Origin of the sequence: Cupriavidus basilensis, assembly GCF_029335485.1 — a bacterium.
Taxonomy (GTDB): domain Bacteria; phylum Pseudomonadota; class Gammaproteobacteria; order Burkholderiales; family Burkholderiaceae; genus Cupriavidus; species Cupriavidus basilensis_E.
Genome location: NZ_JARJLM010000419.1, coordinates 1 through 10,919, shown reverse-complemented (window position 1 = coordinate 10,919; position 10,919 = coordinate 1). Strand labels below are relative to the sequence as shown.

The window sequence follows — 10,919 nt, the reverse complement described above, 5'->3', positions numbered from 1 at the left end:
CCCGGAACGCAAGCCCTGCCCATGCAACACCTCAGCCCCGCCGACGCGCAAACACTGCTCAGCGAGTCCCCCGACGCGCTCTTCATCGACTGCCGCAGTGAAATGGAATACCTGTTCGTCGGCCACCCCAAGGGCGCCCACAACGTGCCCTGGAACGACGGCCCGGACTGGGAGGTGAACCCGCATTTCGTGCAGGCCGTGAAGAAACTGGCGGGCCAGGCGTCGGCCCGGCCCGTGCTGCTGATCTGCCGCAGCGGCAACCGCTCGACAGCGGCCGCGCGCGCCCTGGAGGGCGCCGGCTTCACCACGGTATTCAATGTGCTGCATGGCTTCGAGGGTGACCTGGACGCCGAGCGTCATCGCAATACGCTCAACGGCTGGCGCCATGCCGGCCTGCCCTGGGAGCAGTACTGAGCCCGCATTGAAGCGGGACCGTGGCGGGACGGAACCAGCCGCCAACAAAGCAGAAGCCCGCGCGTGTGAACGGCGCGGGCTTCTGCTTTGTCCGGCGAGGCTCGCTTCCTCCGCCCCCCGGGGGGGACGGAGGTCGCCGCAGCCTTAGTGCATTACCAGCGGATGGGTCATCACCGTATCGAACTTGCCAAGGAAATCATCCACCTCTTCCACCGACGGCTCGCTCTCGATCAGACGCTTCACGTCCGCGCGAAAGCTCTCGGCCATCTGGCCGCCGAGGAATATCTCGCGTTTCAGGTTCTTGTCGACGATTTCATAGCCGCCAGAGGCAAGAGGCGCATGCTCGACATCCGCACCAAACTCGACAATGCAGTAATTGTCGCTGTTGTAGATCATTTGCATGGCATACCTCCTGGCTGTCATGGGTAAGCGGTGGGCAACGACTGATACTGGTTATTGCATATGCCGGCACGCTGGCCGGCTGCCCTCCGCGACTTCACCTCCAAGCTGAGGGTGTTCGCCAGGTTTTCAAGGTTTTGCTTCGGCGAACCGCTCGATACATCGCGCTGTGAAAGCGTTCCCTCACTATGTTGGGCAACGGCGGCGACCGCAAGTTCTTGAGTTGCGCGGGAAAAGATATCGCCTCAGGGTGCCGCGCACTGTGCCCCGCAAGCCGCATTGCCGAGGAAGGCGTCGAGGGCGGCGTGAAAGCGGCCGGCCTGCTCCAGATGGGCCAGGTGCGCGGCCTGGGGCAGGATTTCGAGGCGGGCGCCCGGAATGGTGGCGGCTATCTCCCGCGCCATCGCCGGCGGCGCGCCCTCGTCCTCCTCGCCCACCACCACCAGCGTGGGGCAATGGATGCGCGCGATCGCCCCCGCCAGGTCGAACGCCATGATGGCCAGGGCAGTGCCCACATAGCCGTGCACCGGCGTGGACAGGATCATCTCGCGAACGCGCTCCACTTCCTCCGGATGCGCGCCGCGGTAGGGCGCGCTCAGCCAGCGCTGCAAGGTGCTGTCGGCCACGCCCGCCATGCCGTGCGCCTCCACATGGCCGATGCGCTCGTGCCACATCGCATGGGCGTTGAGCGGCGTACGGTTGACGGTGTCGACCAGGGTCAGCGACATCAGCCGCTCCGGATGCCGCACGGCCACGGTCTGCCCGACCATGCCGCCCACCGAGACACCGGCGAAATGCGCCTCCGGCACTTCCAGCGCGTCCATCAGGCCGGCCACGTCGTCGGCCAGCCGGATCATCGAATAGGCGCCGATCGGCGCGTCGCTCTGGCCATGGCCGCGCAAGTCGTAGCGCAGCACGCGGTAGCGCGGCGCCAGATGCTGCGCGGTGGCGTCCCACAAGGCGTGGTTGGCGCCAAGCGCATGCGCGAGAATCACCCAGGGGCCGTCGCCCCCGTCGATGCGGACCTGCAGGCTGACATCGCCGACGCGCACGCGGCGGCTTTCGGATGGTGGCAGGATGGCGCTCATGACGGGTCTCCGGTAGTTGGGGCAAACACGATGAACCACCTCGGCGGCCGAGGCGCCGCGGGCTGATGACTCAGTGCAGCGCTTCGCTGTCGCGATGGACCAGGTCGATCTGGGTGCCGTCGGGCTCGGTCTGGCGCAGCTTCACCGGCAACCATTGCAGCGACGGCGCCAGCCACACCTCCACGCGCCGGCTGTCGCCCGCATGCCGCGGCAGGCGCACGAAATGCTTGGCGTGCACGGGGCCGTGGCCGGTATCGACATCTTCCTCCCCTACATACTGCACCTGCATCGGCTCCAGGTCACGCGTATCCGCCACCTCGAAGGTCTCCGTCACGCCGGGCGTGGCATAGCGCTGCGGATTGCCGCGCACCAGCCCCACCAGTTGCAGGAACACGCTGAAGCGGTCCTGCACGGCGGCCGGCAAGGGCACCTGCTTGTCGCGGCCCTCGAACACCAGGGTGCCGGCGCCGTGGTCGAAGCGGGCCGCTTCCTTGCGGTTGCGCCGGCTCTCCTCGTAGCGCTCCGGCGCCAGGCCGCGCTCGCCAAGGGCGCCGCTGCTGTAGAAGGCAAAGCGGAACCAGAGCACGCGCGTTTCCACGTCGAGCCGGTAGTGCGCGCCGTCATGCTGCCAGCGGATCAGGCCGTCCGGGTTTTGTACGCCGTTGACGAAGCTGGAGTAGTGCAGCATCGTCGATGGCGGCGCCGCGTAGCGAGCGCCGTCTTCGGGCGGTGCCTGCGGCGAACTGGCGGCCGCTGGCGCCGTCACGCCGTTGCCGGTCTCGCCCGCGGCGCTGGCCATCGCCGGGCCGGCGCCAGGCGCGGCAAGCAAGGGCGGCGCCTGCGGGGCGGCGGGCTCGGCCGGCACAGGCTCGGGACGCGCAGCGGGAGACGGAGCAGGAAGCGGCTTGCGCGCGGGCGACACGGGACGCGGCGGCACGGCCGCGACAGGTGGCCTGGGCGGTGGCAGCAGGATGGCTTCGATGGCCGGCATGGCGGTCGGATCGCTCGGCACGCCGGGCATATGCATCAGGCCCAGCACCGCCACCAGGTGAGCCGCCAGCACCAGCGCAAGCGCAACCGCCCAGCGCAGGCGGCGCGGGGCCGGCTTATCGGGAGGGGCCGATCGGCCCGTTCGTCGGGCTGACACCAGAATAACCAAGCTCCGAAGAAATCTGCCGTGCGATCTCGCGCACATGCCGGTCGACCGCACCGCCCCATTCTGCATCGAATACGCTCTGCGCGCCGAGCACGATCAGGGCCATCGCGACATGCCCGTTGGCATCGAACACCGGCATCGAGAACGCATTGATGCCCGGCAGCACGCCACCCCGGGTGCGCGCCGCGCCGTGCGCGCGCACGTCCTCGCACACCGCTTCGTAGTCGGCCAGCGACCGTGGCAGCTCGGGCATATCGTCATGACCGCGCTCGGCCAGCTCCCGTTCGACCAGCGGCCGCGTCTGTTGTTTCGGCAGGTAGGCGCCATACAGGCGGCCGGTGGCGGAGTTGAGCATGGGCATCACATCGCCCAGGCGCAGGCTCACCGTGACCGGATGGCTGGACTCCTCCCAATGGACGATGGTCGGGCCGTGGTTGCCCCACACGGCAATGCCGATGGTCTGGTCCATCTCGTCGCGCAGCTGCGACAGGATCGGGCGGGCTTTCTTGACCGGATCGAGCCGGTTCAGGCCCGCCAGGCCCAGCTGCAGCGCAAAGGGGCCCAGATCGTAGCGCCCGCCGACCGGGTCCTGCACCACCATGCCCAGGCGCTGGAAACTGACCAGGTAGCGGTGCGCCTTGGCCGGATTCATGTCGGCGGCAGCGGCCAGGTCGCGCAGCATCATGGCACGCGGCGAGGCGGCCAGCGCCTGCAGCAGCTTGAAGCCGACCTCGATCGACTGGATGCCGGAGCGCAGCTTGGAATCGTCTTCTTCGAGTTCGGTCATGCGGGATCGCTATTTGGCGAAGCAGGGGAGAAAGCCTGGCGAACTGCACATCCCGGATGGGACGGGCAGGCCGGCTGGCGGGTAAATGGTACGTAAATTTACTATAGCGAAATCGATTTACCAATTTTTAAACCGCCGTTAGACTTTGAGCGCACAAATACAGGCCGGGCGCGTCGGTACCGACGGGCAGCACCGGCCAGATCCGGCGCGCGCATGCTGCCCCGCCACGCAAGGGGCGGCTGCGCAAGGCCGTTTTCTACAGGAGACAACGATGATCCGCCTTTCCCGGTTCCGCCGCCTTTGCATGCCGCGCGCCTGTGCCGCACCCCTGCTTGCCATGCTCGCCGTGGGCACCGCCCTGTGCCAGCCCGCCCGCGCCGCGGACAACTGGCCCACCCAGCCGATCCGCTGGGTGGTGCCCTACCCGGCCGGCGGCGGCACCGACGTGGTGGCGCGCACGCTGGGGCAGGCGCTCACGCCCGCGCTCGGCCAGCAGGTGGTGATCGACAACCGGCCCGGAGCGGCCACCATCGTCGGCGCCGATGCGGTAGCGCACAGCAAGCCCGACGGCTACACCCTGCTGACCGCCGATACCGCCACCCTGGCGGCCAACCCTTCGCTGTACAAGAAGCTGCCCTACAACCCTGACAAGGATTTCGTGCATGTGGGCATGGTGGCGCGCTTCCCGCTGATCCTGGTGGCCACGCCGAACTTCCCCGCGCGTACGCTCAAGGAAGCGATCGAATACGTGCAGAAAAATCCCGGCAAGGTCAATTTTGCCTCGCCCGGGGCGGGCAGCCCGCACCACCTGGCCATGGAGCTGTTCATGGACCAGACCAGGACCAGGATGACGCACGTGCCATACAAGGGCGCGGCGCCGGCGGTGCAGGACCTGATCGCCGGCCAGGTCGAGCTGATGTTCCTGGACCTGGCAGCCGGCCAGCAGAACGTGGCGGCGGGCAAGCTGCGCGCGCTCGGCGTGGCCACGCCCAGACGGCTGACGGCCCTGCCCACCGTGCCGACCGTCGCCGAAGGCGGCGTGAGCGGCTTCGAGGCCTATGCCTGGCAAGGCGTGGTCGCGCCCGCCGGCACGCCCAAGGCGGTGGTGACGCGCCTGAACGCCGAGCTGGTGAAGGCGCTCAAGAGCCCGGAAGTGCAGAAGCGCTTCGAAGGCGTGGGCGTGGAACCGGTATCGGGCACGCCCGAGGAATTCGCGCAGTATGCGCGGGCGGAATCGGAGCGCTGGGGCAAACTGATCAAGGCCAAGGGCATCACGGTAGACTAGCGGGCCGCCGCGCCAGCGGCCCTGGCAGCCGCCCGGCGCACCGCGCCGGCCGCGCCCCTGGCCTGGCCTGCGCGCGGCGCCCCGCTTTTTCCTAACGCATTGCATACATGAAACTCGCCACCCTCAAGGACGGCTCGCGCGACGGCCAGCTCGTGGTTGTCTCGCGCGACCTGAAGACCGCCCATTACGTCAACGATGTCGCCGGCAAGCTGCAGACCGCGCTCGATGACTGGAACTTCTACGCACCGCAGCTGCAGGATGTCTACGATGCGCTCAACGCCGGTCGCGCGCGCCATCCCTTCCCGTTCGATCCCGGGCTGTGCATGGCGCCGCTGCCGCGCGCCTACCAGTGGGCCGATGGCTCGGCCTACGTCAATCACGTGGAACTGGTGCGCCGCGCGCGCGGGGCCGAGATGCCGCCCGAATTCTGGACCGACCCGCTGATGTACCAGGGCGGCTCCGACGACTTCCTCGGCCCGCACGACGATATCGTGTGCGCCAGCGAAGCCTTCGGCATCGACTTCGAAGCCGAGGTGGCGGTCATCACCGGCGATGTGAAGATGGGCGCCACCCCCGAGCAGGCCGCCGACGGCATCCGCCTGCTGCTGCTGGCCAACGACGTGTCGCTGCGCAACCTGATCCCGGCCGAGCTGGGCAAGGGCTTCGGTTTCTTCCAGAGCAAGCCGGCCACGGCGTTCTCGCCGGTGGCGGTGACCCCGGACGAACTGGGCGAAGCCTGGCGCGAGCGCCGCGTGCACCTGCCGATGACGGTGCACTGGAACAGCAAGAAGGTGGGCGCGCCCGACTGCGGCACCGACATGGTGTTCGATTTCGGCCAGCTCATCGCCCATATCTGCAAGACGCGCAATGTACGCGCCGGCAGCATCGTAGGCTCGGGCACCATTTCCAATGTCGACCGCAGCAAGGGCTACTGTTGCATCGCCGAAAAACGCATGCTGGAAACCATCGATGGCGGCCAGCCGGTCACCGGCTTCATGAAATACGGCGACGTGGTCAAGATCGAGATGTTCGATGCGCAAGGGCGTTCGGTATTCGGCGCCATCGACCAGCTGGTCTCGCCGCGGGCCTGAGGCCGGCGTAAGCCGGGGGTAGCGGTCCCTGTCCCGGCCCGCCTGCCGCTGGCCGGGCCGGGACAGGAATGCTTATAATTGACCGACCGACCGGTTGACTAATTGCCATCGACTGCGCCATGCAGGCACCGGCGGCGCCCCGGACTGCCCAGCGCGGCCCGGCCCACATGCTCCAAGATGGAATGGCCCCGGCCATCGCTGCCCATGACCGCAATCCCCCCGCAATCTTCCCCGCCAGCCGACGCGCATCCTGAGGCCGACGCCGCGTCGCTGTCGCCACGCTACGACCGTTACCAGGCGCTGACGCTGCGCCGGCACGGCCCCATCCTCGAGATCGTGATGGGCGCCGGCCAGTCCGCCAACCGCAAGCTCGCCACCGCCGATGCCAATATGCACCGCGAACTGGCCGAGATCTGGCGCGACGTCTCGGCCGACCCGGAAGTCCGGGTGGCGCTGATCCGCGGCGAGGGCAAAGGCTTCTCGGCCGGTGGCGACCTGTCCCTGGTGGAAGACATGGCCAACGACTTCGCCACCCGCACCCGCGTGTGGCACGAGGCCCGCGACCTGGTCTACAACGTCATCAACTGCGACAAGCCCATCGTCTCGGCCATGCACGGCCCGGCGGTCGGCGCCGGCCTGGTGGCCGGCCTGCTGGCCGATATCTCGATCGCCGCCAGGACCGCGCGCATCGTCGACGGCCATACCCGGCTGGGCGTGGCGGCGGGCGACCATGCCGCCATCGTGTGGCCCCTGCTGTGCGGGATGGCCAAGGCGAAGTACTATCTGATGCTGTGCGAATCGGTGAGCGGCGAAGAGGCCGAGCGCATCGGGCTGGTGTCGCTGACGGTCGACGAGGATGAACTGGTCGAGCGCGCCTTCGAAGTCGCGCGCCGGCTGGCGGCCGGGTCGCAGACCGCGATCCGCTGGACCAAGTATGCGCTCAACAACTGGCTGCGCATGGCCGGCCCCGCGTTCGACACCTCGCTGGCGCTGGAATTCATGGGCTTTGCCGGTCCCGACGTGCAGGAAGGCGTAGCCAGCCTGCGGCAGAAACGGCCGCCGCAGTTCGAGTAGCAAGCCGCGCGGGGTGATGCGCGCGGCACGGGCCGCAAGACGGGAATACCCGGGGCACTGCGCCCGGGCGATTCTCCGGATTCGGCCCGACAATGTCATGCGTGCCATGCGGATTCCGTATTCGGACTCCGCACTTACGATCAATGCAGTTCGACCCCGCAGCCGGCACCGCCGGTTGCCGACCCCGGAGGCGAGACCCATGTTCGGCCAGATTCCAGATTTCACCAACGGCTTCGAGTTCCTCCGCAAGATGTGGGGCAGTGCCGCCGGCATGCCGGGCGGGCTGATGCCTGGCCTGCAGGCCATGACCCCGCCGATGAACCTGGAAGAAGTCGACAAGCGCATCCACGACCTCAAGGCGGTGGAAGGCTGGCTGCAGCTCAACACCAACCTGCTGCGCACCACCATCCAGGGCCTGGAGGTCCAGCGCGCCACGCTGGTGGCGCTGCAGACCATCGGCAGCGCGCTGTCGCCGGAGACCATGCAGAACGCCATGGAAAACGTCGCGCGCGCAGCCAACTCGCCCGGCAGCGCAGCGCCGCGCCAGCCGGAACCGGCTGCGCCCAGGCGCGTCTGGCCCGAGCCTACGGTCGAGGAAAACGAGGACGAGGAAGACAACGGCCCCGATGCGCCGGAGGCATCCGATGCGCCCGCGCGCCATGCGCAGGAGCCGGCCGCGGCGGCCGGCCCGGCACCCGATGCCAACCTGTGGTGGGACGTGCTGCAGCAACAGTTCAACCAGATCGCCAGCAGCGCGGCCGCCGCCAGCCTGACGCCGTTCGGCAATCTCGGCGGCTTTGGCATGCCCGCGACCGCCGCGCCGGAAGTCCGGCCGGAAGCCGGCGCCACACCCGCGGACAAGTCGCCGGCCAGGCCGCCGAAGCCAGCCAGGAAGCCGGCGGCCAGCAAGCCAGCCGCCAAGACCGCGGCCAAGCCGGCCCCCAAGCCCGCGGCCAAGGCCGCAGCCAAGCGCCCGGCCGGCAAGAAGCCGGCGGCGGCCAAGAGCGCGCCGGCGAACGGCGCCGATGCAAGCGCCGATGCCGGCAGCCCGTCCGACAAAGCCGCGCCCGGCGAGCCGCGGCACTAAGCAGCGCGCGCCGGATCCAGCCGACCCGAGCCACCGATCGAGCCGATGCCAGCACCGAAGACCACCGCGCTGATCATGATGGGCGGCGGCGCGCGCGCCGCCTACCAGGCCGGGGTGCTTCACGGCCTCGCGCGCATCGCCGCGCGGCACGGCCTGGATCGCGGCCGCATTCCCTTCGGCATCATCTGCGGCACTTCGGCCGGCGCGATCAACGGCGCCGGCATGGCGATCCACGCCGCCAACTTCCGCGCCGCTGCCGATAGCCTGGCCGCGCTCTGGAGCGGCATCCATGCCGAGGATGTCTACCGCACGGGCCTGGTGGGCGTTGGCGCATCGGGAGCGCGCTGGCTCTCCGCGCTGGCCTTCGGCTGGGCCATCCGGCGCGCGCCGCGGGCACTGTTCGACAACGCGCCGCTGGGCGGCATGCTCGCCGAGCTGTTCGACGCCGAACGGGTGCAGGCCAGCCTGGACGCCGGCGATTTCCAGGCCTTCGCGGTCACCGCGCTGTCCTATACCACCGGCCGGCACGTCACCTTCTACCAGTCGCACCGCCGCATCCATCCGTGGCGCCGCAGCCAGCGGCTGGCGGTGGAAGCCAGGATCGGCATCGACCACCTGCTTGCGTCGTCGTCCATCCCCTTCCTGTTCCCGGCGCTGCCGCTGGAGCTGGAAGGCCACCACGAGTGGTTCGGCGACGGCACCATGCGCCAGATGTCGCCGCTGTCGCCCGCGATCCATCTCGGCGCCTCGCGCATCCTGGCCGTGGGCGCCGCCTCGCGCCAGCGGCCGGGCTGGTTCGACACGGTGCCGGCCGGCGGCTATCCGTCGCTGGCGCAGGTTGGCGGGCAGGCCCTGGCCAGCATCTTCCTCGACGGCCTGTCGGCGGACCTGGAGCGGCTGCAGCACATCAACAGCCTGCTGTCGCGCATGCCCGAGATCGCCAACGACCGCGAGGGCTGGCGCCCGGTGCAGGTGATGACGATCTCGCCCAGCGAGCCCATCGAAGCCATTGCCGCCGAGCACGTGCAACGCCTGCCCCGCACCGTGCGCGCCTTGCTGGCCCCGCTGGGCGGCACCGAGGCGCGCGGCGCCGCGTTTGCCAGCTACCTGCTGTTCGAACCGGAGTTCACCCAGGCCCTGATCGCCCTCGGCGAGCAAGACGCCATGGCGCAGGAGCACGAACTGGCTGCCTTCCTCTACGGCGTCATCCCGCCCGACGAGAGCGACGACACGGCTGCGGCGCGCCCGTCTACACTGGATGGCGAACCATCCGTCCGCGCGCTGGCCTGATCCCTGGGCACGCCAGCGGCATGGCACCGGGCCGGCCCGGCCGGAGCGGCGCATGCCGCGCTTTCCATCCGGCAAAAAAGTAGGGGAAAAGCCCGATATTCGCCCAAAAAACAGGCAGCATGCCGGTGCGAGCACATCCGCTTCCGTCTTTTCCACGTGAAAAGAACATTGGGAATAATTCGCATCTGGTAGAATCTGCCCGTAATTTCAAAGGCTTACCATGCTCTACCCCGAACTGTTCAAATCGCTGGAAGCGGTACGTTGGCACATGGACAAGGACATCCCCTGGGATTCCTTCGACCCGAGCCTGCTCACGGACGACCAGGCCAAGACGATCCGCATGAATGCCATCACGGAATGGTCGGCCCTGCCCGCCACCGAGATGTTCCTGCGCGACAACCGCCACGATTCCGACTTTTCGGCCTTCATGAGCATCTGGTTCTTTGAAGAGCAGAAGCATTCGCTGGTGCTGATGGAATACCTGCGCCGCTTCCGCCCGGACCTGGTGCCGACCGAGGAAGAGCTGCACGCCGTGCGCTTCGAGTTCGACCCGGCTCCGCCGCTGGAAACCCTGATGCTGCATTTCTGTGGCGAGATCCGCCTCAACCACTGGTATCGCCGTGCCGCCGAATGGCACACCGAGCCGGTGATCAAGCAGATCTACCGCACCCTGTCGCAGGACGAAGCCCGCCACGGCGGCGCCTACCTGCGCTACATGAAGAAATACCTGAACCAGTTCGGCGACAGCGCCCGCTCGGCCTTCGCCAAGATCGGCGTGCTGATGGCCTCCGCCCGCCGCACCGAAAAGCCGCTGCACCCGACCAACCTGCACGTCAACAAGGCGCTGTTCCCCAACGACACCGTGCAATCGCGCCTGCCGGATCCGGACTGGCTCGAGCACTGGCTGGACGAGCAGATCCGCTTCGACGAAGGCTGGGAGAAGAAGGTCATCGAACGCATCCTGCACAATATGTCGCTGCTGTTCGAACGCACGTTCGAGACGGTGCAGGACCTGAACCGTTACCGGAAAGAACTGAACGCACGGTTGCAGGCGGCAGGCGGGGCGCAGCCGGCGCAGGCATAGTCGTTTGCACTGCTTTGGCTGGCGGCGGTTTTTTTGGCTTGCCGCCGGCGGGACAAGCCCCATCCTCCGATGGGGCTTTGTTTTTTTGGGAACAGGGCTGGAATGGGTGCGCGTGAAGCGGGCCTCAGTGGATTTTGAAGTTAAGCTTTTGACCTGGAGGCTGC

General features: G+C 68.2%; 11 protein-coding genes. 7 read left to right on the top strand and 4 right to left on the bottom strand.

All coding sequences use genetic code 11. The features are described from left to right. The first annotated feature begins 21 nt into the window (after window positions 1–21). Entirely contained in the window at window positions 22–414 is a 393-nt protein-coding gene (locus P3W85_RS25035; protein ID WP_017227281.1) for a rhodanese-like domain-containing protein, read from the top strand. 144 nt (window positions 415–558) lie between these two features. On the opposite strand, the gene P3W85_RS25030 is transcribed toward P3W85_RS25035, so the two are convergent. The 4 genes from P3W85_RS25030 to P3W85_RS25015 form a co-directional block, all read right to left on the bottom strand. Beyond that, the gene (locus P3W85_RS25030) at window positions 559–816 is read right to left on the bottom strand and encodes a BTH_I0359 family protein (RefSeq protein ID WP_017227282.1); all 258 of its coding nucleotides are present in this window, start codon (window positions 814–816) and stop codon (window positions 559–561) included. Between the two features lie 242 nt (window positions 817–1,058). After that, entirely contained in the window at window positions 1,059–1,901 is an 843-nt protein-coding gene (pcaD, locus tag P3W85_RS25025; protein ID WP_017227283.1) for a 3-oxoadipate enol-lactonase, read from the bottom strand. Window positions 1,902–1,971: 70 nt separating this feature from the next. Further along, window positions 1,972–3,048: a DUF3108 domain-containing protein gene (locus tag P3W85_RS25020; RefSeq protein ID WP_346430289.1), complete on the bottom strand. Its 1,077-nt coding sequence runs from the start codon at window positions 3,046–3,048 to the stop codon at window positions 1,972–1,974. After that, window positions 3,008–3,844, bottom strand: coding sequence for an IclR family transcriptional regulator (locus P3W85_RS25015; RefSeq protein WP_276266739.1), 837 nt, complete (start codon window positions 3,842–3,844; stop codon window positions 3,008–3,010). Before P3W85_RS25015 ends, P3W85_RS25020 begins: the two co-directional genes overlap by 41 nt. A gap of 271 nt (window positions 3,845–4,115) precedes the next feature. Between P3W85_RS25015 and P3W85_RS25010 the strand changes: the two genes are divergently transcribed. The 6 genes from P3W85_RS25010 to P3W85_RS24985 all read left to right on the top strand — a co-directional run bounded on the left by P3W85_RS25010 (window position 4,116) and on the right by P3W85_RS24985 (window position 10,755). Next, window positions 4,116–5,129 carry a Bug family tripartite tricarboxylate transporter substrate binding protein gene (locus P3W85_RS25010; RefSeq protein ID WP_430869610.1) on the top strand — a complete coding sequence of 338 codons (1,014 nt, stop codon included), beginning with the start codon at window positions 4,116–4,118 and terminating at the stop codon, window positions 5,127–5,129. A gap of 107 nt (window positions 5,130–5,236) precedes the next feature. Continuing rightward, entirely contained in the window at window positions 5,237–6,220 is a 984-nt protein-coding gene (locus P3W85_RS25005) for a fumarylacetoacetate hydrolase family protein (RefSeq protein ID WP_276266738.1), read from the top strand. A 204-nt stretch (window positions 6,221–6,424) separates the two neighbouring features. Further along, window positions 6,425–7,294, top strand: a complete 870-nt coding sequence (locus P3W85_RS25000) for an enoyl-CoA hydratase/isomerase family protein (RefSeq protein ID WP_276266737.1) — start codon at window positions 6,425–6,427, stop codon at window positions 7,292–7,294. 199 nt (window positions 7,295–7,493) lie between these two features. After that, complete coding sequence (locus P3W85_RS24995; RefSeq protein WP_276266736.1) at window positions 7,494–8,381, top strand: PhaM family polyhydroxyalkanoate granule multifunctional regulatory protein; 888 nt, start codon at window positions 7,494–7,496, stop codon at window positions 8,379–8,381. Between the two features lie 45 nt (window positions 8,382–8,426). Continuing rightward, the gene (locus tag P3W85_RS24990; protein ID WP_276266735.1) at window positions 8,427–9,671 is read left to right on the top strand and encodes a patatin-like phospholipase family protein; all 1,245 of its coding nucleotides are present in this window, start codon (window positions 8,427–8,429) and stop codon (window positions 9,669–9,671) included. Window positions 9,672–9,891: 220 nt separating this feature from the next. After that, window positions 9,892–10,755, top strand: coding sequence for a ferritin (locus P3W85_RS24985; protein WP_017224020.1), 864 nt, complete (start codon window positions 9,892–9,894; stop codon window positions 10,753–10,755). Window positions 10,756–10,919 lie beyond the last annotated feature (164 nt).

Bases quoted from the DNA above. Each gene is read 5' to 3' on its own strand.
- P3W85_RS25035 (WP_017227281.1), top strand. From the start codon at position 22: ATGCAACACCTCAGCCCCGCCGACGCGCAAACACTGCTCAGCGAGTCC.
- P3W85_RS25030 (WP_017227282.1), bottom strand. From the start codon at position 816: ATGCAAATGATCTACAACAGCGACAATTACTGCATTGTCGAGTTTGGT.
- pcaD (WP_017227283.1), bottom strand. From the start codon at position 1,901: ATGAGCGCCATCCTGCCACCATCCGAAAGCCGCCGCGTGCGCGTCGGC.
- P3W85_RS25015 (WP_276266739.1), bottom strand. From the start codon at position 3,844: ATGACCGAACTCGAAGAAGACGATTCCAAGCTGCGCTCCGGCATCCAG.
- P3W85_RS25010 (WP_430869610.1), top strand. From the start codon at position 4,116: ATGATCCGCCTTTCCCGGTTCCGCCGCCTTTGCATGCCGCGCGCCTGT.
- P3W85_RS25005 (WP_276266738.1), top strand. From the start codon at position 5,237: ATGAAACTCGCCACCCTCAAGGACGGCTCGCGCGACGGCCAGCTCGTG.
- P3W85_RS25000 (WP_276266737.1), top strand. From the start codon at position 6,425: ATGACCGCAATCCCCCCGCAATCTTCCCCGCCAGCCGACGCGCATCCT.
- P3W85_RS24995 (WP_276266736.1), top strand. From the start codon at position 7,494: ATGTTCGGCCAGATTCCAGATTTCACCAACGGCTTCGAGTTCCTCCGC.
- P3W85_RS24990 (WP_276266735.1), top strand. From the start codon at position 8,427: ATGCCAGCACCGAAGACCACCGCGCTGATCATGATGGGCGGCGGCGCG.
- P3W85_RS24985 (WP_017224020.1), top strand. From the start codon at position 9,892: ATGCTCTACCCCGAACTGTTCAAATCGCTGGAAGCGGTACGTTGGCAC.